The sequence below is a fragment of the Hallella sp. genome, assembly GCF_037460745.1.
Classification (GTDB): Bacteria; Bacteroidota; Bacteroidia; order Bacteroidales; family Bacteroidaceae; genus Prevotella; species Prevotella faecis.
This window is the reverse complement of the sequence record NZ_JAXVAE010000085.1, coordinates 14,689-40,469: the sequence shown is the minus strand read 5'-3', so window position 1 is coordinate 40,469 and position 25,781 is coordinate 14,689. Positions and strand designations below refer to the sequence as shown.

Below are 25,781 nucleotides of genomic sequence, written 5' to 3'. Positions count from 1 at the left end.
CGAAACCCGGCGTGGAATTCTTCTGCGGCAAGCTGCTGTACGGCAGCAGCAAGACATGGGACTACGGGGCGACGGCTATCGTAAACCGCAGCACAGCCGAGAAACTCTTCGGGACAGACAAGGCGGTGGGCAAGACGTTCAGCCTGAAGGAAAACGGAGTGGATATGCCTATCACCATTGTTGGAGTGAGCGAAGACATGCCCGACAACTGCACCATAGGCAACGGACTCTACATGTGTGAAAACCCGAAAGAGGCCGGTGACGCATCGGAGTGGAGCTTCAACATCTTCGTGCGCCTTGACAATCCGGCTAACAAGGCGGCTGTGGAGCGTGCGTTCAAGAAGGAAGTGATGAGGCAGACGGGCTATACCGACGAGAAGAAATTCGAGAAGGAATCCGGTCAGAGCTTCCGGCTCACCCCGGTAGATGATATATATTTCTCCGGCGTAGGTCTTGGCGACAAAGGCAACCGCAACCTGGTGAATGTGCTCACCGTGGCATCGGTATTCATCCTGTTCATAGCTCTGCTGAACCTGTTGAACTTCACGCTCTCCGAAGTGCCGATGCGCATACGCAGCATAAACACACGCCGCGTGATGGGAGCCTCGCAGAGCAGTCTGCGTCTGCAGATGATAATGGAGAATGTGGGCTTCGCCTTTATAGGTCTCCTCATAGCCTTCCTCATCGTGATGGGTTTCCTGCGCAGCGAGACTTGCATGAATCTCGTGTCGGGAGACATCCGTTTCGGGGCAAATGCAATGCTGGCTACTGTAATGGTTGTGGCAGCGCTGGCTGTGGGTGGCCTGTCGGCTGTCGTGCCGGCATGGTACAGCACATCGTTCACACCGGCAATGGTGCTGAAAGGCTCCTTCGGACTATCGCCGCGCGGCAGGAAACTGCGCATGGCGATAATGGGAGTGCAGTTCTGCGTGGCTTTCGTCCTGGCGATATATATCGGTGTGATGGCGAGCCAGTCGAACTACATCTTCAACAGCGACTACGGCTTCGCCAAGAACGAGGTGCTCTTCACCGGACTCACAGCGGAGGCTTGTCAGAAGAAAGCTGCCATACGGGCTGAACTGCAGAAGCTGCCATACGTGGAGAGCGTGGGGTATGCACAGGAAGTAATAGGTGCCGGCGACCAATATATGGTGTGGTTTCGCGGCAACGGCGACAAGTCGATGAACATGCAGGTGATGCTGTGCGACCCCGGATATCTGCGCACGATGGGACTGAAGATTGAGGAGGGACGCGACTTCAAGGAGTCGGACAGCCAGACAGGGGCGTATATCCTGAACCGCACGATGATGGACAAATACAAATGGCTGCACGTGGGCGACTCGATAGGCAGCCGGAGCGAATGGGGCGACAATAACTACCTCATCGTGGGAGTGTGCAACAACTTCAGGATGAAGTCAGTGCGCAACGACAACAGCATCCTCTCCGTCGCTTTCCTCGTGTTGGACCCTTTGGCAATGAATCGCATGGGCGACCGCTGCTATAATCTCTTCGTGCGTGTGGCAGAGGGACATGACAAGATAGAGGCAAAGCGAGACATAGAAAAGGTGCTCAACCGTCTGGATGCCTCATACGGCGACTATAAGATGAAGTTCTTCGACGATGCGCTGCAGCGTACCTACGTGGATGAGTTCCGCTTCATCTCCCAGGTTAAGCTCTTCGCCATCATCTGCATCATAATAACCATCATAGGAGTGTTCTCGCTCACGATGTTCGAAACCGAATACCGCCGCAAGGAGATAGGCATCCGCAAGGTGATGGGGTCCTCGGTGGGGGCGGTAGTGCGGTTGTTTGCCGTGCGCTATAGCGTGCCTCTCGTCGCATCGTTCGTCATTGCCGCACCGCTCGGCTATTGGCTGAGCCGCCAATGGCTGCAGAGCTTCGCCGAGCACACGCCGATTTATTGGTGGCTCTTCCCGCTGAGCTTCGTGGGCGTATCGGCGGTAGTTGTTCTGACGGTAGTGGCACAGTCGTGGCATGTAGCCACGGAGAATCCGGTGGAGAGCATAAAGACGGAGTAATATGAATTAACCCAAATCGGTCATTAGACCGAAATGTGTGAGTTATGATACTTTTATGGATTCTTTCCAACGTTTTCGTTAAGCCAGATGAGCAGAGCGAAGCTTGCTTCAGCTCTGCCATGGCGAGAAAACGTGCCATGAAATGGAACGTTTTCGTTAAGCCAGATGAGCAGAACCGAGCTTGCTCGGACTCTGCCATGGCGAGAAAACGTGCCATGAAATGGAACGTCTTTGGATTTTTATCGTGCAGATATGCGTATGCGCACGATAAAAATCTAAAGAATATACTTCTAACAACTTGTCGCCCAGACAATTATTCGGTTGTATAAAGAGGAGAGCGCAAAGGCGGCTACAGCATATAGTCTACATAGAGCACGGCGTTCCACACCAAGAGGTAGAGGGTGAGCAGGAGCGTCAGCACACGCAAAGGCACGCGGAGGCGTGTCGTCTCCACACGTTGCGCCAGGTAAGCCATGGCGATGGGGATGGCGAACAGCCAGTGGGGCGACATGATGTAGACCTCATTGAGGCCGAAGCCCAGCACGAAATGGATGAACATGTCGAAGCCGAAGAACGACATGACGAGCCACAAGTAGCGGCTCTTCCTACCATACCATATTCCGACAAGGAACAACAAGGCGACAACTCCCTCAACCACGTAGTTCCAAACCCATCGGTATTGCACGAGCACGGGTCGGTTGACGAGCACGTCTTTCAGCACATAATCCTGATGGAGCTGTATAGGTTCGCCGAAGATGTTCTCCACCAGCGAGGAGTCGCGCGGCGTCGAAATATCGGTCCACGACCCAAACTCCGACTTGTCGATGGGCTTTCCCTTATGGAGGTTCCACGCCTTCTTATGGTCGCGGATAAACTTGGCGCGTATCTTTTTCTTGATGATGCCGTCCACGGCCTTGGCAATCTGGGTGCTGTCGGTTAGCTTCGTGGTGTCGCAAAAGGCCTTGTAGATTTTCTCCTTGTCGTGCTCGGCCTTGACCTTCTTTTGCATTTGCCGCGCTATGTAGTTGGGTCGCTCTAACGTTTTCCACTCCCATCGTGCCGCGATCCATATCACAGCCGACGGCACGATGACCGCCAGCAAGAGGTTGGAGGGCTTCCAAAACTTCTTGCCGTTGACGAAGAGGTTGGCCAAGAACACCTTGATGCCATTGTTGAGCGATATGCCTGCTGTGATGATAAAGAAGAGCACGGTCTGCCATTTGGTGTACATGTGTTTGGCGTTCATCTTCTTTCCCGCCACATAAAGCGTGAGGATGAGCATGAACATCGACAGGCAGAAATGGTCGGGGACGCTCGTCACCACCATCGTATAGCCGAAGGAGAAAAGCAAAGCGGTGAGCAGGGTGGCGTCGGTTTGCGCCAATCCGATGATCTCTCGCAAGATACGGAAGAGGAACACGGCGCTATACACGCAGCAGAACGTGAGGATGACGGCCATCACCGCCATGTCGCAGTTCACACCCGTGAGGGCCATCAGTCCTTGGTTGATCTGGCAGGGAATCCACATAAAGAAGGCCAAGAGCGGGTGGCGGTAGATGTTGTAGCCTGCGCTCCAGTCGGTGAGCACCAGGTAACTGATGGGGTCGTAGCCCGATATGTGGAACACGCGTATCACCACCTTGCGGTAGTTGTCGGTGATCTGACTGAGGTCGAGCCAATAGGCGCAAATCACCAGCATATTTACCAGCACGCCATAGAGGAGCGACCCTATGGCCACCCATCGCTCCTCACGCTTGATGCGGAAGATGTAGAATGGGTTTTGCAAGCGCTCTTGCTTCAGGAAGTAGCGCACCAGGAGGAAGTTGACGGGCACGCAGACGGCGAACATGGGCAGCGGCGCCCACGTTTTTCCCACGCCCCACTCCACAAACAGGTTGAGCATGAGCAGTTGCAACAGGTAGTTTACCACGTGGCAGAAGGCGAAAGCCAATCCACGCCCCGCTGTTGCCTTCACCTTGAACGTGTAACGTGTGGAGGCAACAAAATTGAACAAGAAGCTAACGAGGTATGCCATGGTGTTGGCCACGTTCACCCCTGTGTGGGCAAGGTGTATCATCACCAAGTAGACCGCATACTGTATGGCCACGGCCGTTGTGCCGACTATGGCAAATCGCAGGATTTCTCCCCAACGCTCGCGCTTATTTCCGGAAGGGTTTGTAATGTTGTTCATCTGCAAATTCTAACATTTCTTTGTCACCCCGACTATCGCCGAAGGCTACTATATAATATTGTTGGCGGTTGTTCTTCAGTTCGGGAACCGCCTGTTTCAGTCTGTTCACCTTCTCCTGCCCATAGCAGTTGCGTGTCAGGAAGCGTCCGGTCAGCCGCCCATCGGTCACCTCAGCCTGCGTTCCCTGCACGTCGACGCCTGGGAAGAAGGGCGCCACCCAATTGTCCACACTCGCGCTGACCACCAACACGCGTACGCCTTGTTCCATGGCGCGCCTCATGGTGGCCACTCCCTTGGGTCGGAGCAACGCTTGGTGGTGGGCGGCAAACCGTTGGCACACCTCGTCGAAGGCCTCTATCGTCATGCCCTTGAAGTGGCGCGCGAAGAGTTCCTCCTTCGTCAGGCCGTTGTCGCGCAGGTGCAATTTCATCATCAGCAGCTTGGGCAGCATACGGCATAGGCTTCCCACGAGGCTCCAAGTGCCGTTGGCGTAGCGTATAAACTCGATGAGCGTGTCGTTCGTGGTGAGCGTCCCGTCGAAGTCGAAGACGTATAGTGTGTGTCGTTTGGTTGTCATCTTGCTATGATTCTTGCCTTACGGCCAATGGGGGGTCATCCCACATAAATGATCAGAATGAAGGTAACGATCCATGCCAGTACGTCGAACTGTATGAATCGGTCGCACAGCACCACCTTCGTGGGGTTGCCGCTCCGCTTGTCGACCACGGCCACCTGTATGTATCTCAACAGTCCCACGAGCACGAAGATGCTTGTGAGGTAGAGCTTGTTTGTCTGGAACCGTTCCATCACCTCCGGACTGACGGTGTACATGATGTAACACACCAGCGTCACCGATGCGGTGATGGTGAGGGCCTGGTCCATGAACGTGGAGTTGTATCTCACGGTGTTCTTCCTTGGCGCCTCGCCCGTCTGCTCCATTTGCAGCACATCGTCGCGCCGCTTGGCAAATCCCATGAAGAGGGTTATGAGGAACGCCATGAGCACGATCCAATGGCTGAGCTCGATGCCTGCCGCCTCGCCGCCCGCCAACATGCGCAGCACAAAGCCGAAGGCCACGATGCACACGTCGATGATGGCGTATTGCTTGAGCTTCACGCAATAGGCCAGGTTGAGCAACCAGTAGAACACCACCACGAAAAGTGTGGCACTCACGCCGCCCCATTCGGGCACGGTGGGCATGTCGATGGCTAACCCGTCGGCGGGCGCGATGGGACCGATGAGGGGCAACAGGAACGTCACGGCCACGCCCAGCGCTATCATCACGGCCATCACGCCGTAGGCTTGCGCCACGCTGATGGCTCCGCTAGCGATGGGCCGCTGGCACTTCTCGGGGTGGCGACGGTCGTCGGCCACGTCATGAATGTCGTTGAAACAATAGATGCTCGATGCAGCGAAGCAAAACGCGAGGAAGGCCACCAAGCCTGCCAGCAGCGCCCGCGTGTCGAGCAGGGCGCCTCCAAACAGCACAGGAGCGAACACAAAGAGGTTCTTGATCCATTGGGAGGGGCGTATCAGCCGTATCAGCGATTTCAGCATTCCCACTTTTGTCGTGGGGCGAAAATGTGGTTCAGTCATGTTGGGGTACGATAAATTGAGGGTGCAAATATAGCAATTTTTATCTGTTCGGTATGGGTTTCCGGTCGCCTTTTTGCGGCTACGCCCAACGGCCGAGCAGCCTACGGGTGAGCCATGCCACGCCTTTGCTCAGGGCCCATGCCAGCGGGAGGGTGATCGCCAGGCAGGCGAAGAACTTAGGCCAGTAGGTCCAGTCGTGGGGCAACTTGTTGAGCACGAAGTGGATGTGGATGAGGTAACACTCCAGGCTTAGGGCGCCCACGAGGGCAACCTGGCGGTTGAGCCATTGCGGCAGGCGTCGGAACACGCGGTTGAGCAGCAGTATGGCGGTCACCGTGAGCGGTATGTAGAGCATGCGCTCTATGAACAGGGGGAACCGTCCGTGCCGCTCCTGCTCAAGGAAGATGCTTGCGGCCAGCGCCATCGCAAACATGATCCACAGCATCCAGATGCCTTGGCCGTCGATGGTGCGCTTCTGCCGCACGCTCTCGCCCATGTTCACGCCAATGAAGAAGATGGGCACGCGGCTCCAGAAGATCTCCAAGTGGCCCACGGCATGGTGGATGGGGGTCACCCATTGCACGAGGATGCACCACATGATCATCACCACCGGCAGCCACCGGTACACGGGATGCTTGCGGATGAGGGCCATGTAGGGCGGGGCGAAGAGGTAAAGGGCCATGATGGCTGGAATGTACCAGAAGTTGAGCTCATCGTGCAACCAGAAGTTCCAGTTGATGGCTATCTCCATCACCAGGTTCACGCCCGACCGCAGGTCGTGCACCGGCAGGCGGGGTATGTAGTAGAGGCATGCCACGATGAGCCACGTGGGGTAGATGCGCACCAGTCGTCGTGTGTAGAAATGCCTGTAGGAGGGGTTCTTCATCCACGAGAACCACAGTCCCACGCCACTGAGAAAGAGAAACATGTCCACGCCGATGTTACCCATGCGGCGCAAGCCAAAGAACAGGTCGGAGCGCGCCAGCTCCACATGGAAGAGCATGATGAAGAGCATGGCGGCGCCCATCAGCTCGCCACGGTAACGACTGATGTTTTGCAGTTCGATGTCGGGTATTCTCATGGTCGATTGATGTTTCGTGGTGTTACATCTGTGGCTTGGGTATCTTCGTCATCACGAGGCGTATGAGCCAGGCCGCGCCGATGGCGGCAATGGCGTAGAGCAGCAGTCCGGTATAGATGTCGCCGTGACGCGAGATGGGTATGAACACCTTGCGCAGGGTGGGATGTATCACAAAGAGGGCAGCGGAAATCTCGCCCATCCACACCAGCCTCTCCATCAGCCAGGCGCCCACGGGGCGACGGGCGGCTTGCGACAGGAGCTTCACCACATACACGCAGAGGATGCACACCACCAGCGGCACGAGCGACCACAGCAGGTAGCTGGCGCTCATCCACATCACCATGAACCCGCAGAACACCACGCTCACCAGCAGGCTCAGCGTGTTGAGGTTCGTCAGGATGATGCGGTTGCCGTAGCGGGCGTAGAGCAGTCCGAGGCCGAAGGGCAGCATGCCGCCCATGAAGTTGTAGCGGTACCAGTTGAGCGCCTCGCTCTCGGGGGCGAAGGCCAGCTGCACGCCCAGACACACCACCATGGCGCCCGCGGTCCACGCCCAGTGGCGCTTGTAGAGCAGCAGGCGGTACACGGCGTAGAGCTGCAGCATGAGGCCGAAGAACCAGAACGGCCCGGGCCAGATGTTATGGTCGGGGTCGGGCAGCAGGTTGTTCACCATGGCCAGCTGCGCCACCACCTGCGTCAGGGTGTAGTGCCAGCGGCCGGGGGTCATGGCGTCGACGATGGTGAAGCTCACGAAGCCCACGATCATCATGCTGAACAACTTCTTCCAGTGGTACGCCACGAAGCGGAAAGCGGGGGCATACAGCGAGCGGCCATACTTAAGCTCCAGGCCGTAGGCGCTGAGGAAGAGAAACACGGGCACGCCATAGTGGCCGAAGAACGACACGAGGTGGGCCGGCAGCAGCCCGTCGGGCGACGCCATGACGGCCGTCAGCCAGTCTACGTTGTGTTGCGAGAACGTGTATTCGTTCTCCTTCACCACCGGACCGAGCCAGTGGCAGTAGTTGTGGAGGAAAATGCCAATGATGGCCAGGCCGCGCAAGGCGGCGCACTCCGCACGGGTGAGCAAGGGTTCATTCATGGGTGTTGTGGGTTTGCGCGCCGCGGCGTAGCTCGTCGTAGTCGGCGCTGTTCTTTAATATCCTGGGGCGCCGCGCGTCATAGTCGGGCGAGAGCAGGTTGTAGCTGTCGCGGTAGTCTTTCGAGCCGATGCCGGCCAGCCACACCAGCATGTGGGGCAGGGCGTCGGTCATGAAGGGCTTGTCTTTCGCGGCCTTCACGGCGCGCACCACGTCGGGGTGGCGGCGGGCGTAGCGGCGCGAGCAGTAGATCCAGAAGGGTATCTCAAACTCGTAGTGGGCCAACGGCCAGTCGACCCGGGCGCTGTGGTTGCGGCAGATGAAGCCGCGGCCGGGCTCGTAGCACTCCTCGCCGTGGTCGGGCATGTAGATCACGATGGCGTCTTGGTTCTCAAACTTGCGCACGATGGCGTCCACCACCGAGTCGTTGTAGATCACGGCGTTGTCGTAGTCGGCCATGATGCGGCGCTGGCGGTCGTTGAGGTCGGGGCGGCGCTCCTTGTAGGCCTCGGGGCCAAACACGCGGCGGTTGTTGGGGCAGCGGGTGCGGTAGTTCACGTGCTGGCCTATGAGGTGGAAGATGATGAGGTTGTGGGCCGAGTCGCCCTTGAGCTTGATCTTGCCGTCACCCACCAAGCGGTCGTAGTCGGCGATGAGCCCGTCGTCGAAGCGGTGGGTCTTGTCGTTGCGCAGGCTAAACTGGGCCTCGCTGAGCGTGGGGTTGTTGAGGAAGAAGCCGCCCGAGAAATCGTAAACGGCATCCTTCGCCTTGGGCAAGAACTGGTTGGTGAGGAACGTCACGCGGTAGCCGGCCTTGCGGAACAGCTCGGGAAACAGGGGGTAGTCGCACCACTCGCCCTTCTCGCCCACCACATGCATCGAGAGGATGTTCTTAAACACGAAGCTCGTCAGGTTCCAGCAGGTCACCACGTCGCTAAACTTCGTGAGCCGTCCGCTCGCCTCGCGGCGCACCTGGCGCGGCGTGGTCTTCAGGCCGTAGCCATACTGCTGCGAGTGGTGCTTGGCGTAGCTCTCGCCAATGATGAGCACAATCGTGGGGGAGCGAAACGAGCAGCTGTCCACCGTCACCCTCTTGGCGGCCTCTATGCATTGGGTCACCTGCTTGTCGGCCAGGCGGTTGCTGTTCCAACTGAACACGAGGCGATAGATGGGCAGATACATGTTGCCGCAATCTTTCTGGGTCAGCAGGTGCTCCACGGCGCCCACGCTATGGGCGGTCATCAGCTGGGTCATGCCTACCTTGTTGTGGTAGCTCTGCGCCACGCTCACGCCTAACAGCAGGGCCACCACCACGGCGCACACGCCCTGCGCGCGCACCATGCGGGGGGTGCGCAGCTCACGAGCCTCCCAGGCGCGCCAACGCTCCAAGCTGGCGCGGTTGGCCAGCCGCCACATGCGCCAACGGCCCGCCCACAGGGCATGGGCCACGGCCAGCACCAGCAGCCACCCCACAGGCGAGAAGAACACCTCAGGTGTGAGGTAGGCGTGGAAAAACTCGCTCGCCTCGCGGGCGTCGGTCTCGCCTACAAGAAGAAGCATCGTAGGGGTCAGCGTGGAGCCAAACTTCCAAAAGCAATACACATCCACCATGCCCACGGCGTAGAGCACCACGTAGAGCGCGCGGCGAACCCACAGGCGCACCTTGCGGGGGAGCAGCGTGAGCAACACGCAGGTTACGTAAACATCGAGGAAAAGCTCGGAAAACAAGTGGTCGTAAAGGTGGGCGCCACGCCAATGGGGCAACGTAAGCACGGCGCAAAGAACGCCAAGAACATACATCGCAAAGAAAAATGCGCCGTTCTCCACGATCGGACGCAACAAGCTGCGGGCTATTCGTCTCATCATTATCATATTCTTCCGTTTATAACAGAACCCTTCTTTAGGGTGCAAAAATAAGAAATAATTGCCATTGAAGCAAATCTTTCAACACCTTAGTGAAAAAAGTGTAGGGATTGTTCTGAAAAAAAATGATGAGACTTTGTGGGGCTTCCAGAGAACCCCAAAGCCATTTTTAAGGAATCGAACACCCTAAAATAAGAGCAGCACTTGCGAATGGGCATGTATCGAGTTGCGGATGGGCATCTTTCGCGTCTCGGTTTGGCATGTTCTGCACTGCGAAAGACCATGTTTCGCAATGCGAAAGGCCATGTTTTGCAATGCAAAATGCGGAATTTGGAGTAGCAAAAGCTACGCTCTGTTTCTAACATACTGAATATCAACAGATTGCAAAAATACGCTGAGAATCGCTTATTTCAGCCAAATATTTCCGTCGTGGAAAAGAAATGTGTAGTTCTTGCTATAGATTGTTACGCTTTTTCCTCACGCAACGCTTGCGTCCCCTCCCCGTTCTTTCCTCCCCATTGTTTTTTATTCCGCATGCGTTGAGTGTTTTGCGTCATTGCGGCGTATATCATAGAAACGGGGCGACGTAGGTTTGCCCTTCACCTATTTTATAACGCGATGACGAACCGCCAACTGTTCTTCGTTCAGCGTGCCTTTCGCATATAGCTTCTTCCTATGGCAAGCCGCGGCGGCTGCATGGGCGCGTGGGCCATCTACGGCTACACGATGGTGTATAGGTGGACGCGCAAACCGGTGTTTCTGCAGTTTGCACGACGGGTGGCCGACGTGTATATCCGCGCCCTGACGACGGGCAGGCTGCGTAGGGAGGAGGGCCGCCCAGCGCCTCAGGCGACGGATCTCGAGGACTTCGATCTCATCCCGAAGTGGGACTTTGACGACCCCGACCCGCAAGCGCCGAAAGACGCCAGCGCGGCATGTGTGGTGGCCGACGCCCTGATAGAGCTGGGCCAATATGTGAAGGGCGACGATGGCGCGTTCTACCACCGCTTTGCCATGGAGACGTTGCGGCAGTTGAGCACGCCCGCCTACCAGAGCGGCGACAAAAACGTGAGTTTCCTACTCCACAGCACGGGTCATCATCCTGCGGGTTCGGAGATCGACGCCAGCATCATCTACGCCGACTATTACTACCTCGAGGCGCTCATGCGCCTGAAAGCCCTGCCGTAAGCCCCGCCACGAACGGATGGACGGATGGCAAACACACACAAAGCGCCCTGCAAAGGCAAAAGTATAACGAGCTATGGCTCAATACTTCGCCTTGCAGGGCGCTTGCTTATTGATCGTTATCCATCGCAGGGCGTCTGCCCTGAGATAAGGAGATTATTGGGCTTTCCCGGCCCGTTTCGCTTGACTTAATTTTACCCCTCCTACCTTCCGTTAGGGGGAAGGGGCTGATGGTGGCACGCGCTACTTGTGGAGAGCGGTTATGCGGGGTTCTGGCGAACGCCCATGCGCGCCTCGACCACGTTGACGACGAAGTCGCCCAGGCGCTCACACTCCTGGATGATATCCATATACATGGTGCCCACGGTATAGGAGTATTGGTGGTCGTTGACGTCGGCGATGTTCTGGTTGCGGAGCTGGTTGCGGTAGTTGTTGATCTCGTTCTCCACATTGAAAGAGCGGTTGGCGTCGAGCTCGTCGCGGTGGCCCTTGAGCATGACCGACATCTGCGACAGGGCGTCGTCGGTAAGCTCGAACATCTGGTGGATGTGCTCATACTGCGTCTCGGAGAATCCCTCCTTGCTGTTCTTCAACCGGCTGATGGTGCGTGCAAGATTGTAGTTGCTGTCGCCGATGCTCTCGATCTCGGAGATTTCGCGAAGCATGGCGCGCACCTTCTCCTTCGTCTCGTCGGAGAGGTGGGCGTTCGACACGTTGTCGAGATACTTGGCGATCTCCACCTCCATATTGTCGGAGATGCCCTCATACTTCTCGATGCGCGTGTAGAGCTTCACAAACTTGTCGTCGTCCTTCTCACCCAGCAGTTCGCGCACCATGCCAAACATGCGGTGGATACGCTCGGCGAAGCTCTGGATCTCCTTCTGCGCCTCTAGCACAGAGAGCTCGGGCGTCTTCATGATACCCGAAGAGATGAAACGCAGACGGAAATCGTCCTCGTCCTTGTTGGGCTTGGGTTTCCATACCCAGCAGCACACGCGCGCCACTTGCTTCACGAAGGGCAGGAGCAGGACGGTGTTGCAGATGTTGAAACAGGTGTGGAAGGCAGCCAACGAGAAGGTGAGCTGTGTGGGGGTATGCGTGAGCGCGGGGTTGGTGGGGTCGAAGCCCACGAGTCCGCACGCCATGTTGACGAAGTGGCGGAACACTGCGAGCACCCAGATGACGCCCACCACATTGAAGAACAGGTGGCCGAAGGCGGCGCGGCGCGCCTCGGTGTTGGCCGTGAGCGCCACGAGGTTGGCCGTGAGCGTGGTGCCGATGTTCTCGCCCATAACCAGCGCAATGCCGAGGTAAATGGGCAGGTTGGCCTGCGTGCAGAGCATCATGGTGATGGCCATGAGCGCCGCGGAGCTCTGCAAGATGCACGTCAGGATGGTGCCAAAGAACAGGAACAACAGGATGGTGGCGAAGCTATTGGGGTCGAAGCTGGCGAAGAAGGCCTGCAGGGCGCCCATCTCCTCGGGTGGCACCTGCGACTCGCCGAGGGTGGTCAGGGCCAAGAACATAAAGGATATACCAAAGAGGAAATCGCCTATGTAACGGCGTTTCTTAGAATAGATAAGCAGCAATCCGATGAGGAAAACTGGCCACACGAAATTGCTTATCTTAAACGAGAAGCCGGCCGACATGATCCAGGCCGTCAGCGTGGTTCCGATGTTGGCGCCCATGATGACCGAGATGGCTTGGACAAGGGTGAGCAATCCGGCGTTGACGAACGAGACGGTCATCACGGTGGTGGCGGTCGACGACTGTACGGCGACGGTTGTAAACATACCCGTGAGCACTCCCGATACGCGGTTGGTGGTCATGGCGCTAAGCACATGGCGAAGCTGGGGTCCTGCCAACTTCTGCAGAGCCTCGCTCATTACCTTCATACCATAGATAAGAAGGGCCAAGGCTCCAACGATTTTTAATAGTAGAATCCACATATTTTCACATAATTTGTTGCGCGATATCTTGGGGATTAAGGGGAAAATGACTACATTTACAACCGATTTCACAAGCAACACACGGTCACTTAAAATGTCATCAAGATGAAACAAGTAATTCAAATCCGTTGCAAAAATAATAAAAAAACTAAAAAGGTAGCCATCGGAAGCACACTTTCTGATGTTTTTAGCGAATTAAATTTAGAAATGCCCTACGGCCCCATCGCCGCGAAGGTTAACAATAAGGTGGAGGGCATGAATTTCCGCCTCTACCACAACAAGGATGTGGAGTTTCTCGACATGACCAGCGGATCGGGGTCGAGGTGCTACACGCGCACCCTCTTCTTCGTGCTCTCGAAGGCCGTGCACGATCTCTACCCGGGCAGCCGCGTGGTCATCGACATTCCTGTGAGCAATGGCTACTACGTGGACCTGTACATAGGGCGCGCCGTGAGCCTCGAGGACACGGAGCGCATCAGGAAACGCATGCAGGAGATCATCGACGCCAAGATGCCCGTGAGGCGCTTTGAGGTGCCTACCGACGAGGCCGTGAAGATGTTTGAGGACAAGGGCGATTGCGCCAAGGCCAAGTTGCTCAGGTCGTCGGGGGCGCTCTACACTCTCTATTACCAGATCGACGATTATGTGGACTACTACTACGGCTCGCTGCTCACCAACACGTCGAAGCTCTACCTCTTCGGGTTGGAAAAATATTTCGACGGACTGCTGCTGCGCATTCCCGACCTGAAAAACCCGGGCGTGCTACCCGAGATGACGCACCAGGACAAGATGTTCGAGATATTCAAGGAGCACCACCGCTGGCAGGACATCATGGGCGTTCGCACCATTGGCGACTTCAACGAGATGGTGAGCGAAGGGAAAGCCACGGAGCTCATCAACGTGTCGGAGGCCCTGCAGGAGAAGAAGATTGCGCGCATCGCCGACGAGATCGCCAACCGGAAGGGCGTGAAGCTCATATTGCTCGCCGGGCCGTCGTCGTCGGGAAAGACCACCACGTGCAAGCGGCTGTCGATACAGTTGCTCGCCAACGGCATTAAACCGTTGCAGATTTCGCTCGACGACTACTTTGTGGACCGACACCTCACGCCCAAGGACGAGAATGGGGAGTATGACTACGAGAGTGTGTATGCGCTCAACCTGAAGCTCATCAACGACCAGTTTAACGCCCTCTTCCGAGGCGAGGAGGTGGAGCTGCCCAAGTATAACTTCCAAACGGGAACCAGCGAGAAAAGCGGCAAGAAGCTGAAGATGGCCGACGACAACGTACTGGTGGTGGAGGGCATACACGCCCTGAACCCCGTGCTGACGGAGCAGATACCCGAGGGGCAGAAGTTCCGCGTGTATGTGTCGGCCCTGACAACGATTCTCCTCGACGACCACAACTACATCCCCACGACCGACAACCGACTGTTGCGACGCATCATACGCGACTACAAGTACCGGGGCGTCAACGCGCAAGACTCCATACACCGATGGCCGTCGGTGAGGGCGGGCGAGAACAAATGGATCTTCCCCTATCAGGAGAACGCCGACGCGGTGTTCAACTCGGCCATGCTCTTCGAGTTGGCCGTGATCAAGCAGCAGGCGGAGCCCTTGCTCGAGCAGGTGCCGGAGAACTGCGAGGAGTATTCGGAGGCTTACCGATTGCGTAAGTTTCTGAAATATCTCCGCCCCATTCCCAACCGCGACATACCGCCCACCAGCCTCTTGCGCGAGTTCCTGGGCGGCAGTTCTTTCAAGTATTAGCAACCATTTCATGGAGGGCGACGAATGGTAACGTCGCCCTCTCCTATCGTATGACACACTCTTTGTTCCATCACCTACAAGCGTGGGGCGCGTTGCCCCAACAATTCAACAACCCTTTCTACTATGAGCCCCATCCCCTTTGCCGCGAGGCGATGGGCCAACTGGTGGCGTGGCTGCAAGGCGCCGACCAGCGGTTCGCACCCACTCCCGCCACGGCGCCCTTCCGTGAGGAGGCCGCAAGGGGCAAGATGTTTGGCGTGTTGGTGGTGGAGCGCAAGGCCGACGGCGCCGTGGGCTACCTCGCCGGCTACAGCGGACAGGTGTGTGGGCTGAGCGATTGGCCCCTGTTTGTGCCGGCCGTGTTCGACTATCTGCAGCCCGACGGCCATTTCAAGCGCCACGAGGCGGAGATTGTGGAGCTCAACCACGAGATTGAGCGCAGGGAGGACGAGCTGAGGCACGTCTGCCACGAGGAGGCCAACACCGACGAGGGCGACCCGCGTCCCACCTTTCCCAAGGGGAAGAAGGAGGGCGAGACGGATGAGGAATACATCAGGAGGCGACAGTTTGAGAACGCCGAGCTGCACCGATGGAAGGTGCGCCACAAGGCGCGGACTGCCCAATGGCAACAACAAAGGCAAGAGGAAGAAAACCGTGTTTTGAGGCTCAAGCGGTTGCGGCGACAAAAAAGCGACAACCTACAGCATTGGCTCTTCTCACATTTCGTGATGGCGAACGCACGCGGAGAGCGGCGCGACTTGCTGCAAATATTCGGATCGGTGCCGCCCAGCGGAAGCGGCGAGTGTTGCGAACCGAAGCTCTTGCAATACGCCTACAACCACGGCCTGCGACCTATCAGCATGGCTATGATGTGGTGGGGCGAGAGCCCGAGGCAGGAGGTGCGCCACGAGGGACAATACTACCCGGCTTGCAACAAACGGTGCAAGCCCATCCTGCGATGGATGATGCAGGGGCTCGACGTGGAGCCCAACCCCTTGGAGCAACCCACAAGCCATCAATTGGAGATCATTTACGAGGACGAGGCGTTGTGCGTGGTGATGAAGCCGGCCGGCATGCTCAGCGTGCCAGGCAAGAGTGGGCGCGAGAGCGTGGAACAAATCATGCGCCAACGTTATCCGCAAGCGGCCTGTCCGCTCATCGTGCATCGGCTCGACATGGCCACGAGCGGCCTCCTAATCATCACGAAAACCATGAAGGCTTACCTCGACCTGCAAGCGCAGTTCGCACGCCACGAAGTGCGCAAGCGCTACGTGGCGGTGCTCAGTCGCGACCTCGACACACCCTCGGGACGGGTGGCGTTGCCCTTGCGACCCGACCTCGACGACCGTCCGCGACAGGTGGTCGACGAGGTGTACGGACGAGAGGCGGTGTCGGATTATAAGCAAGTGGGCCACAGGCGTGTGCACCTCTACCCACTCACGGGTCGAACCCACCAGTTGCGCCTTCATTGCGCCCACCCATCGGGCCTCGGCAACCCCATCTTGGGCGATGAGCTCTATGGCATGAAGGCCGACCGACTATATCTCCACGCCGAGCAGATCAGTTTTCGCCATCCCTCGACGGGCAAGATGGTTACCTTTACGGCCAAGGCTCCATTTTAGCTTAGGCCGCAAAGGTAGGCTAATTAGCCAAGAACATGATGAGCAACTGGGCGATCACCACCCTGACAAACATGCCCATGGGATAAACCGACGCATAGCTAATGCTGGCCGTGTCGCCCTTCAGCGTGTCGTTGGCGTAGCCCAAGGCCATCGGGTTAGCCATGCTGCCGCACATGATGCCACACACCGTGCCGAAATCATACTTGTGCTTATGCAACGCGATGACGCCCACCACAATGGTGGGGACGACCGTGATGAGCAAGCCGATGCCCACCCAGAGCAAGCCCTCGGGGCGCACCACGGTGGCGAAGAAGTCCTTACCGGCCACCAAGCCCAGGCAGGCCAAATAGAGGGCCAGACCCAAGCTGCGGAGCATGAGCGAGGCAGATCGGGTGGTATAGGAGATGAAATGCATGCGCGGCCCCAACGCTCCGACAATGATGCCCATGATGATGGGACCACCGGCGATGCCCAATCGGATGGGCGACTCCATGCCTGGAAGGTTCACGGGGATGGCTCCGAGCAACAAGCCCAGCACGATACCTAAGAAGATGCTTCCGATATTGGGTTTCTCCAACGTCTTCACCGAGTTGCCGAAGAAGTGCTCCGCGTTGTCGACCGCATCGTGGCGTCCCACCACCGTGACACGATCGCCATACTGCAAGCGCAGGTCGTCGCTGGCCAGAAGCTTGATGTCGCCACGCAACACACGGCTCACGTTGACGCCATAGGTGTGGCGCAACTGGAGCTGCCCTAAGTGGCGGCCATTGAGCGCGCGGCGGGTCACCACACAAACGCGACTCTCCACGTTCGAGTCGATGGCGTTCCAATCGATCTGCTCGCCGTTCCAGTCTTTCTCCACCTGCTTACCGAAGAGCACCACCATGGTGTCCTCGTCCTCCTTGGAGGTCACCACGAGCAACGAGTCGCCCATCTTGATGACCGTGTTGGCCACAGGCACGATGACCTGCCCATTGCGCCAGATGCGCGAGATGATGAACTTGAGGTGGGTCATCTCCGCGATTTGCACGATCGACTTGTCGGCAATGGCCGGGTTCATGGCGATAAACTGCGCGATGTATGTGTGGTCGTCGTCGGTAAGAGGCTTCGACTCCAAGTCGCAGGGCTTCACAAAGCACTTGCGGATGAACATCATGGCAAGTATGACACCCACCACACCGAGCGGGTAAGTGACAGCCGTGGCCAGCGCCACGCTATCGGAAGGCTTGCCAAGGATGTCCAAGGCCTGCGTGGCCGCACCCAGCGCCGGCGTGTTGGTGGTGGCTCCACAGAGCAAGCCCACCATGTCGGGAAGGCTGATGCCGGTAAAGGGCACCAAGGCCAGGGCGAACACCGTGCCCACGACCACGATGCAGAGGCTCCACAAGTTGAGAGCCATGCCCTCGTGGCGCAACGAGCCAAAGATGTTGGGACCTACGTGTAGGCCCAAGCAATAAACAAACATGGAGAGGCCAAAGGTCTCGGCATAGTCGAGCACGGTAGGGTCGACCGACAGGCCGATGTGGCCCGCCAGGATGCCAATGAAGAACACAAAAGCCACGCCCAGCGATACTCCTCTCACCTTCATCTTGCCTAAGCCCATGCCAACGGCAATGATCAGAGAGATGATAATGACCGACCCGGTAGCCGAGTGGGTGGAGAAAAGCGATTGTAACCAGTTCATTAGAGAATGCTTAAGTATTTTTCAAGCGGAATGCCGCGGTTCTTATCTTCGTTGGTTTTGTTGAGGTCAATCAGTTTGTACACAGCGTCCATGGCCTGACGCGTGGCCTTTTGGATCTCGTCGCCATCGAGCAGATGGCCGATGAGCACGGCCGAGAAGATGTCGCCCGTGCCGGGGAAATGTACGGGTATCTCGGTATAGGGCAGCGCAAAGCGCTCGTTGGTCAGGTGGTTGTAGCCCACCACGCTTGGCTGTCCGTCGACCACAATCGAGGTGATGAGCACCGAGCGGGTTCCGATGGCGCGCAATCCGTCCACCAAAGCGTCGGCCTCGGCCTGCGTCACGCCCTCAGCGTGATACTCGTGGTCGGTGAGGTAGCAAGCCTCGGTGTGATTGGGGTAGATGAGGTCGGCCACGGCAATCATCTCGCGCATGCTCTGGATGGCGGCGGGTGTCACGCCATTGTAGAGCTTTCCCTCGTCGCCCATGATGGGGTCCACATAGATGGTGGTGCCAGAGGCGGCCTGCTCACGGCAGTATTGCGACACGATGCGCGCCTGGCGCTCAGAGGCGATGAAGCCTGTGGCGATGGCGTCGTAATGGAAGCCAAGCTCCTTCCACACCGGAAAGACACCTTGGATATAGTCGGTGGTGTCGAGAATATTAAACTTGCCATAGTCGAGCGTGTTCGACACAATAGCGGTCGGCAAGTTGTAGGTGGAATGTCCTAAATAAGAAAGGATGGGTAACATGGCCGCCGTGGCCACCTTGCCATATCCGCAAATGTCGTTTATTAGGAGTATTTGCTTCTTTGTCATGGTTGATTAATTACGAGTGCAAAGTTAGCAAAAAGAAACGGGTGACAAGAATGGATTGGTAAAAATATTAAAAAGTGGTCTAAATAAATACTAAAGGCGATGGTCTTGTCGTTTAATTATTGTAACTTCGCATTGTAGAATACTTAATCTATACATTGCCCATGACACCTGTTGATCATAACTATTGTCTCATCCTTGCTGGCGGCAAGGGACGCCGCCTATGGCCCTGGAGCCGCGAGATGTTCCCTAAGCAGTTCATCGACTTTTTCGGCACGGGCCGCACGCAGTTGCAGCAGACCTACGACAGGATGGCTAAGATTGTTGATCCCAGCCACATATTTGTGAACACGAATGTCGAATACCTCGACCTTGTTACGCAGCAACTGCCTGATGTGCCGCGCGAGCGTATCATGGCCGAGCCCATTCACCGCAACACCGCGCCCAGCATAGCCTGGGCCAACCACCGCATCTCGCACATCGACTCCGACGCCTGCATGATTGCCGTCCCCTCCGACCAGATCATCTTCAACGAGGAGGCGTTCAAAAAGAACGTGCTCGAGGGCCTGGCCTTCGTGGCGGCCAACAACAGTTTCCTCACGATGGGTGTGAAACCCACGCGCCCCGAGCCTGGATACGGATACATCCAGATGGGCGACCCGCAGGAGAAATATGTGTATAAGGTGAAGTCGTTCACCGAGAAGCCCGACCGGGAGTTTGCCAAGATGTTTATGGACAGTGGCGAATTCTATTGGAACACGGGGCTGTTCCTCTCCAACGTCAACCACCTTCGCGAAGAGTTCTCCCGCTTCCTGCCGCCCGTTCTGCGCAGCCTCGACGAGATAAACGTCCACGCCAGCGTTCAGGAAGAGGAAAATTACATGCAGGAACACTTCACGGCCTATCCCAACCTGTCGGTCGACATGGGAATCCTGGAGAAGTCGGACCATGTGAGTGTGATGAAATGTGAGTTTGGATGGGCCGACGTCGGCACATGGCACGGCATCTACGAGGCCTTGCCGAAGAACAACGAGAACAACGTAGTGATCGACTCCGACGTGATTCTCGACAACTGCCACGGCAACATCATCAAGTTGCCCAAGGGCCGACTGGGTGTCATCTACGGCCTTGAGGACTTCATCGTGGCCGAGAAAGACAACGTGCTGCTCATCTGCAAGAAAGAAGACTCATCCGACCTCGTCCGCAAATACGTGAACGAGACACAGATGAAAAAGGGCGAGGACTTCGTCTAACCATTACCTTCCCTCCCCTTGGAGGCAAAGGAACGCCCTGTGGCGTATAGCGATCAATAAGCAAGCGCCCTGCAAGCGCAAAAGTATTGGTACATAACCCATTAGATACTTTTGCCTTTGCAGGGCGCTTGGTGTGTTTTACCCCAAACGGTCATTAGACCGAAACAGGCGAATGGTTAGGATCTTATAGCTTCTTTTCAACTCTTGTCAGCGTTTCTTTCGAGCATCTTACTTCCAGTCGCGTTTCGCCATAGCCCGCTATGGCTTCACCGCGCCTGTCGCAACCTGCTCGAAACAAACGCTAACAAGAATTAAAATCTAATGACCGATTGGGGTTTACCATTTCCACTCTCATAAGCCGACAAAACAAAAATCCTTGCGGATGGGATAGCCCGTAGGCCATCTATCCACAAGGATTGAGATATGATTCCGTATGAACTTGGCGCGTCGCGCGATAGCAATCGACTTGCCTCAGCTCATGCGAGGGTTCGTCTTACTTCACGCCCAGCGGTGTGAGATGGAAGGTGAAGGTCATGTCCTGATAAGACAGGCGATGCTGCTGCAACGGCCATGAGCCCCAACTATTTTCGCCACCCAAGCCAAAGTGTGCCAGGTTGATGCTGAGCTCGGTGTACTTGCTCTTGGGCACCTCGGGCGAATGGCGCTGGGCCTTCTGGTCGCCCTCGTCGAGATCGCTAATGTTATAGTGGAGAGCGCAAGCGTCGAAGTAATTGTTAACGGCCGTAATGCAGAAGCCCAAGCCCTCAGCCGTGGTCTGCTTCCACCAGCGGATGTCGCTCTTAGTGCCTGTTTCCTGCGGACGGATGAAGGGGTAGAACTGCTGGTCGGCGGTCTGCTTATAGATGCCAATGTTCTGGCTGGCCTTGCGATCGATATAGTTCTCGATGGGGCCACGTCCGTAGAACTCGCTCTTATCCATGTTATAGTCGAGATCCATCACCATTCCGAAACGCAGCAGGCTGCTCACCTTGGCGTCGGGAGTAGTCTTCATCTGCTGCTGAACGGTCATGGCGCCCTCGCCATCAATGTCGTAGGTGATGGTGAGCGTAGCCTTCACGTCGGGCATGTCGTACACGGCCACCACGCGAGCGCCCACCTTACCCACCTTCGCAGCCGAGATGGCGGTGAGGTTCATGATGGGGTTGCGCCAAGCCTTGAAGTGGCTTTGCAGGCCGGCACCCATATCGTTGTCGGTCACGGCACGCCAGAAGTTGGGACGGAGCGTGCCACCCTGGGGCAGCAGGTCCTTGCCAGCCACGTTGTAAGTCTTCAGCAAGCCAGTGGTCTTGTCGAACACAACGCTCATCTGATCCTTCACCTCTACGCTGATGACGCCACCCTTCTTGTCGTCCTTCACCTTCAGCTTAGCCTTCTGTGTGGGCTGCTGCATGGTTGCGGGCTTAGCCTCGCGCACGGCGAACTGGCGGTAAGCCACCACCTGTCCCTTGTCCATGAGAGGCTCGGCGGTCTTCAAGCGGAACTCGATGTTGAGCATCACCTCGCCCTCGGCGGGCACATTGTAAGGCAATGTGAGCGTAACCTTCTGCTGTGGCTTGACGTTGAGCTGTGCCACCTTGCCGTTCTCGATGGCCTTTCCGTCCTTCATGAGCGTCCAAACGAGCTCGTAATTGCTCAGGTCGCGGAAGAAATACTCGTTGTAGACCGACACCTGTCCCTTGGCAAGGTCCACTGCCTCGGCCCAGATGTTCTGGTGAACGTAAGCAATCTCGTAGGCATGGGGGTTGAGCTGGCGGTCGGGACCAATGACGCCATTGCAGTTGAAGTTGTTGTCGGAAGCGTCTTTCTTGTTGTAATCGCCACCGTAGGTGTAGACGGGCGACATGTTGCCCGATCCAGCCTCATACTTGGCCGAGATGGCCTCATAGTCGGCCAATGTGCGCGAAGCCTTGAAGTTGGGTGTGCGATGGAGTGCCTGGTCTACGAAATCCCAGATGTATCCACCCTGGTACTTCGGATACTTGCGGATGAGATCCCAATACTCGAGGAATCCACCGCTCGAGTTACCCATGGTGTGGTTATACTCACACTGGATGAGCGGGCGCTTGTTGGCGTCGTTCTTCGCATACTTCTCACATCCATCGTGCGACATATACATCGGGCAATAGATGTCCGAGTCGTCGCCATGGCCCCAGAGTCCACGCTCATACTGCACGGGGCGGCTCTTGTCCTGACCCTTGATCCAGTTGTACGCGTCCACGAAGTTCTGGCTGTTGTCGGTCTCGTTACCCAAGCTCCACACAATCACCGACGGATGGTTGTAGTTGATCTCCACGTTGTGCTGGTTGCGCTCCATGATCTGCTTGGCAAAGGTCTTCGTAACGACGGGCGAGTTTTGACCATACTGGAAGCCGTGGCTCTCCTGGTTGGCCTCAGCCGTGATGTAAAGGCCATACTCGTCGCAGAGGTCGTACCACACGGGATCGTCGGGATAGTGGCAGGTTCTGACGGCGTTGATGTTCAGGCGCTTCATGATCTTGATGTCCTGAATCATGCGCTCGCGTGTAACGAGGTAGCCACCATCGGGATCCATCTCATGACGGTCGGCGCCCTTGATGAGCACGGGCTGACCGTTGACGAGCAACTGACTGTTCTTGATCTCAATCTTGCGGAAGCCCACCTTCTGCGGGATTACCTCCACCACGTTGCCCTTGCGGTCCTTGACGATGGTGAGCAACGTATATAAATAAGGTGTCTCGGCGGTCCATTTCTTCACGTTACGCACGGTGAAGCGTGCCGAACCGGTGAGCATGCTGTGGAAGCTGCCCGACGACTTGCCCACCACCTGGTTGTTGGCGTTGATGAGCTGGAAGTCGATGATGGGGTTGCCCTTCACGTTCACGTTGATGAGGAGCTCACCATCCTGATAGTCGTTAAGCAGATCGGGGGTTATCTTGATGTTGCTCACCTGCACGGCGGGGTTCTTGGCGAAGAGGTAGCAGTTGCGTGCCACACCCGAGAGGCGCCAGAAATCCTGGTCCTCATCCCACGAACCGTCGCACCAACGGAAGGTCTGGAAGGCGATGAGGTTCTTTCCGGGCTTCACAAACTTGGTGATGTCGAACTCGGCAGCCACCTTGCCGTCCTCGGCGTAACCGGCATAATGCCCGTTTACGAAGAGGTAGATGTTGGATGTAACCGAACCGAAGTGGGCCACCACCTGCTTTCCATCCCAGTTGGCGGGAAGCTCGATGACGCGGCGATAGCTGCCCACGTGGTTGTCGGTGATAGGCACAGGCAGGCTGTCATTGGTCACCTTATACTCCTTCTTGAAACCCTTGAAGTAGTCATCCCCATTGAACATGTATCTCCATCCGAAGCCCACGTTCACATATTCGGGGTCGCCGTAGCCGTTGAGCTCCCAGATGCCTGGCACCTGCATGGTCTTCCAAGCCGAGTCGTCGTAGTCGGCCTTATAGAAATCGGTGGGGCGCTGGTCGGCGTCGGCCACCCAGTTGAATTTCCATGTACCCTCCAGCGAGAGATAGTTGGCCGACTTTTCCATGTTTCCGGCGAGTGCGGCTTGCTCATTCTCATAGGCGAAGAAGTTGGTGCGGAGACCATAACGGTTCACCTCATTGACCTGCAGGTCGTGCCATTCGGTCCATGTGGGCATCTGCTCCACAGGCTCGGCGACCTTTTTCACCTTGACCTTAGCTGCACTCACACTGAGTGCCATGGCAGCCATAGCGGTGATGATTAATGCTTTTCTCATTAGTCGATGGTTTTAAGTTATTTCTGTTTGTCTAAATAGCGATGGTATTCGCAGGCTGCGAGCAGGAATGCGCCCACGCCAAAATTGGCCTGCGAGTTCTTATCGACCACCTGTCCGGGAATGGCTTTCTCGCCGATGGGCTGCACGTAGCCCACCTTTCCGTCGGGCTGCAATGCCGTTTCGGTTAGGTATTTCCATGCGCGGTCGATGGTTTTGCGATACTGCTTGGCGTCAAGCAGTCCGTTGTTCACGCCCCAGAGGAATCCATAGGTGAAGAATGCGGTGCCGCTGGTCTCAGGACCGGGTGCGAAGGTGGGGTCCATCATGGAGCGTGTCCAGTAGCCTTGCTTCTGCTGCAATTTCTGCACACCAGCTGCCAGACGCTGGTATTTCTTCACGAAGAAGTCGCGATGGGCATAGTCGGCGGGCATGTCCTGCAACACCTTGGCCAGTCCGGCCAGCACCCATCCGTCTCCACGGGCCCAGAAATCCTTCTTGCCCGAGGCTGTCTTGTGCTTGGGATAGATGTATTTGCCGTCGCGGAAATAGAGGCCGGTCTCCTCGTCGAGCATGATGCTGTCAGCGTAGAGCAGGTTCTCGTAGAGTTTGTCGAGATACTGGCTGTCGCCGGTGAGCTTGTACATCTTCGTCATGACGGGCATCACCATGTAGAGGGCATCGGCCCACCACCAGTAGTCGTTCTGCTTGGAGTAGGCCTCATAGCCCATCACCTCCTTGGCGCGCTGCACCATTCGCTCGTTGCGTGCCGACGCACCCTTGGCGTTGGCTATCCAGTAGAGGTCGATGTAGGTTTGGAAACAAATCTGCCAGTCGCCGAAGAGCACAAACTGGTGGCCCTCACCATAGTGGCGATACTTCCACTTGGCGGGATCGGCCTCGGTGGCTCCCATCCATTTGTTGTGCTCGGCCCAGCGTGTGCTGTAGTCGATCCACTCGGTCTTTCCCAGGAGCTTGTAAGCCTCCATGTTACCTGTGTGGTAGGCGGCGTTGTCCCAGAAGGACCTCACCTCGGCCTTGTTGTGCTGCTGCCAGTAGTTGTTGACCTTAACAATGGTCGCGTCTACCTGCTCTTGCGTCCAACCCTTGGCCTGCGCACCGAGGGCTGCGAGGGCCACAAAGGCCGTCAGAATGATTTTTCTCATATTTTTGCGGGTTTTCAGTATGTTGTTTTTGCTCTTCAATGGCTTATCGTGCCGTGCGCCCAACGCGGAGCGTGGTGTTGGCCTGTTGGCCCCAGCAAAGTGTAAGAGGTCGCCAGCCCACTACACGATTGCTTTGCAAAGATACAACAAAGAAACGAGAATAGCCCCTGCCCATAGGGCGAATTATAGGGATTTGGGGTTGAATTTGAGGGATTTTGGCAACCATTTGCCCATTCCGAGGCTGCGTAGGTGGGCGCAACATGGGGTCGGTCCCATGTTTCCCTACTTGCGGGCATCTGCGCCCCGGACAAAGGCATGGGCTTTGGGTTGAAAGCGAACAATGGATAAGCCTGTCAGAGTTTTTGGTTAGAAAGTTGTGTCGGATTTTTGCGTGAACCAGCGAACGAAATGGGCGTTTTTGCGGAATGGAGGCGACAAAAACGTGACTTCCGCTTGCGACAAGGCATCTTTCGAGTTGCGAAAGATGCCTAACCGCACCACCGTTTGGCGTCTTCCGCATTGCCGATGGGCATGTTTCGCGTTGCGAAAAGGCATGTTTTATAGTGTGGAATGTTAAATGTGGAATGTTGAGCGATGCGCAACAAGTATAAGCGTTTGAGTGTTAGGCTGTTACGAAAACGCACCGAGAATGGCGTATTTCGGCCAAATATATCCGTCGTGGAAAAGAAATGTGTAGATTCGGCTATAGATTGTTGGCTTAA

15 protein-coding genes and 1 pseudogene are annotated in these 25,781 nt (G+C 56.6%); 5 read left to right on the top strand and 11 right to left on the bottom strand.

The features are described 5' to 3' along the window. The coding region (locus WKK33_RS04970; protein ID WP_337932764.1) for an FtsX-like permease family protein at nt 1–2,039 on the top strand (2,039 nt) is incomplete at its 5' end. 349 nt (nt 2,040–2,388) lie between these two features. Here WKK33_RS04970 and WKK33_RS04965 read toward each other — a convergent pair. The 6 genes from WKK33_RS04965 to WKK33_RS04940 all read right to left on the bottom strand — a co-directional run bounded on the left by WKK33_RS04965 (nt 2,389) and on the right by WKK33_RS04940 (nt 9,876). Next, nucleotides 2,389–4,230: a DUF6080 domain-containing protein gene (locus WKK33_RS04965; protein ID WP_337932762.1), complete on the bottom strand. Its 1,842-nt coding sequence runs from the start codon at nt 4,228–4,230 to the stop codon at nt 2,389–2,391. Then, nucleotides 4,199–4,807 (bottom strand): HAD family hydrolase, encoded by a 609-nt coding sequence (locus WKK33_RS04960; RefSeq protein ID WP_337932760.1) that lies wholly within the window; start codon nt 4,805–4,807, stop codon nt 4,199–4,201. Before WKK33_RS04960 ends, WKK33_RS04965 begins: the two co-directional genes overlap by 32 nt. A gap of 35 nt (nt 4,808–4,842) precedes the next feature. Beyond that, on the bottom strand, nt 4,843–5,826 hold the full coding sequence (locus tag WKK33_RS04955; protein ID WP_337932759.1) for a decaprenyl-phosphate phosphoribosyltransferase: 984 nt from the start codon (nt 5,824–5,826) through the stop codon (nt 4,843–4,845). A gap of 79 nt (nt 5,827–5,905) precedes the next feature. Beyond that, on the bottom strand, nt 5,906–6,907 hold the full coding sequence (locus WKK33_RS04950; RefSeq protein WP_337932758.1) for an acyltransferase: 1,002 nt from the start codon (nt 6,905–6,907) through the stop codon (nt 5,906–5,908). A 22-nt stretch (nt 6,908–6,929) separates the two neighbouring features. Then, on the bottom strand, nt 6,930–8,006 hold the full coding sequence (locus tag WKK33_RS04945; protein ID WP_337932757.1) for an acyltransferase: 1,077 nt from the start codon (nt 8,004–8,006) through the stop codon (nt 6,930–6,932). Continuing rightward, the gene (locus WKK33_RS04940; RefSeq protein WP_330003422.1) at nt 7,999–9,876 is read right to left on the bottom strand and encodes a sulfatase-like hydrolase/transferase; all 1,878 of its coding nucleotides are present in this window, start codon (nt 9,874–9,876) and stop codon (nt 7,999–8,001) included. The genes WKK33_RS04945 and WKK33_RS04940 overlap by 8 nt, the downstream gene beginning before the upstream one ends. A 693-nt stretch (nt 9,877–10,569) precedes the next feature. On the opposite strand from WKK33_RS04940, the pseudogene WKK33_RS04935 reads away from it, so the two are divergent. Beyond that, a pseudogene (locus WKK33_RS04935) lies at nt 10,570–11,055 on the top strand (hypothetical protein); the annotation flags it as partial. Between the two features lie 257 nt (nt 11,056–11,312). On the opposite strand, the gene WKK33_RS04930 reads toward WKK33_RS04935, so the two are convergent. Next, nucleotides 11,313–13,001: a Na/Pi cotransporter family protein gene (locus WKK33_RS04930; protein ID WP_215759053.1), complete on the bottom strand. Its 1,689-nt coding sequence runs from the start codon at nt 12,999–13,001 to the stop codon at nt 11,313–11,315. Nucleotides 13,002–13,106: 105 nt separating this feature from the next. Between WKK33_RS04930 and WKK33_RS04925 the strand changes: the two genes are divergently transcribed. Both WKK33_RS04925 and WKK33_RS04920 read left to right on the top strand, forming a co-directional pair. Continuing rightward, entirely contained in the window at nt 13,107–14,768 is a 1,662-nt protein-coding gene (locus WKK33_RS04925; protein ID WP_215759054.1) for a nucleoside kinase, read from the top strand. 50 nt (nt 14,769–14,818) lie between these two features. Further along, nucleotides 14,819–16,390, top strand: coding sequence for an RluA family pseudouridine synthase (locus tag WKK33_RS04920; RefSeq protein ID WP_337932754.1), 1,572 nt, complete (start codon nt 14,819–14,821; stop codon nt 16,388–16,390). A 19-nt stretch (nt 16,391–16,409) separates the two neighbouring features. Here WKK33_RS04920 and WKK33_RS04915 read toward each other — a convergent pair whose 3' ends face one another. Both WKK33_RS04915 and WKK33_RS04910 read right to left on the bottom strand, forming a co-directional pair. Beyond that, on the bottom strand, nt 16,410–18,074 hold the full coding sequence (locus WKK33_RS04915; RefSeq protein WP_215759056.1) for a putative transporter: 1,665 nt from the start codon (nt 18,072–18,074) through the stop codon (nt 16,410–16,412). Then, nucleotides 18,074–18,892, bottom strand: a complete 819-nt coding sequence (locus WKK33_RS04910) for a pyridoxamine kinase (RefSeq protein WP_215759057.1) — start codon at nt 18,890–18,892, stop codon at nt 18,074–18,076. The genes WKK33_RS04915 and WKK33_RS04910 overlap by 1 nt, the downstream gene beginning before the upstream one ends. 161 nt (nt 18,893–19,053) lie before the next feature. On the opposite strand from WKK33_RS04910, the gene WKK33_RS04905 reads away from it, so the two are divergent. Continuing rightward, complete coding sequence (locus WKK33_RS04905) at nt 19,054–20,142, top strand: sugar phosphate nucleotidyltransferase (protein ID WP_287769579.1); 1,089 nt, start codon at nt 19,054–19,056, stop codon at nt 20,140–20,142. A gap of 493 nt (nt 20,143–20,635) precedes the next feature. Here the strand turns inward: WKK33_RS04905 and WKK33_RS04900 are convergent, their stop codons facing one another. Together WKK33_RS04900 and WKK33_RS04895 are read right to left on the bottom strand one after the other, a co-directional pair. Beyond that, nucleotides 20,636–23,896, bottom strand: coding sequence for a glycoside hydrolase family 2 TIM barrel-domain containing protein (locus WKK33_RS04900; RefSeq protein ID WP_337932752.1), 3,261 nt, complete (start codon nt 23,894–23,896; stop codon nt 20,636–20,638). 17 nt (nt 23,897–23,913) lie between these two features. Then, the gene (locus WKK33_RS04895) at nt 23,914–25,059 is read right to left on the bottom strand and encodes a glycoside hydrolase family 88 protein (RefSeq protein WP_337932751.1); all 1,146 of its coding nucleotides are present in this window, start codon (nt 25,057–25,059) and stop codon (nt 23,914–23,916) included. Nucleotides 25,060–25,781: the final 722 nt, after the last annotated feature.

Bases quoted from the DNA above. Each gene is read 5' to 3' on its own strand.
- WKK33_RS04905 (WP_287769579.1), top strand. From the start codon at position 19,054: ATGACACCTGTTGATCATAACTATTGTCTCATCCTTGCTGGCGGCAAG.
- WKK33_RS04930 (WP_215759053.1), bottom strand. From the start codon at position 13,001: ATGTGGATTCTACTATTAAAAATCGTTGGAGCCTTGGCCCTTCTTATC.
- WKK33_RS04920 (WP_337932754.1), top strand. From the start codon at position 14,819: ATGACACACTCTTTGTTCCATCACCTACAAGCGTGGGGCGCGTTGCCC.
- WKK33_RS04895 (WP_337932751.1), bottom strand. From the start codon at position 25,059: ATGAGAAAAATCATTCTGACGGCCTTTGTGGCCCTCGCAGCCCTCGGT.
- WKK33_RS04915 (WP_215759056.1), bottom strand. From the start codon at position 18,074: ATGAACTGGTTACAATCGCTTTTCTCCACCCACTCGGCTACCGGGTCG.
- WKK33_RS04960 (WP_337932760.1), bottom strand. From the start codon at position 4,807: ATGACAACCAAACGACACACACTATACGTCTTCGACTTCGACGGGACG.
- WKK33_RS04900 (WP_337932752.1), bottom strand. From the start codon at position 23,896: ATGAGAAAAGCATTAATCATCACCGCTATGGCTGCCATGGCACTCAGT.
- WKK33_RS04940 (WP_330003422.1), bottom strand. From the start codon at position 9,876: ATGATAATGATGAGACGAATAGCCCGCAGCTTGTTGCGTCCGATCGTG.
- WKK33_RS04945 (WP_337932757.1), bottom strand. From the start codon at position 8,006: ATGAATGAACCCTTGCTCACCCGTGCGGAGTGCGCCGCCTTGCGCGGC.
- WKK33_RS04925 (WP_215759054.1), top strand. From the start codon at position 13,107: ATGAAACAAGTAATTCAAATCCGTTGCAAAAATAATAAAAAAACTAAA.
- WKK33_RS04950 (WP_337932758.1), bottom strand. From the start codon at position 6,907: ATGAGAATACCCGACATCGAACTGCAAAACATCAGTCGTTACCGTGGC.
- WKK33_RS04910 (WP_215759057.1), bottom strand. From the start codon at position 18,892: ATGACAAAGAAGCAAATACTCCTAATAAACGACATTTGCGGATATGGC.
- WKK33_RS04955 (WP_337932759.1), bottom strand. From the start codon at position 5,826: ATGACTGAACCACATTTTCGCCCCACGACAAAAGTGGGAATGCTGAAA.
- WKK33_RS04965 (WP_337932762.1), bottom strand. From the start codon at position 4,230: ATGAACAACATTACAAACCCTTCCGGAAATAAGCGCGAGCGTTGGGGA.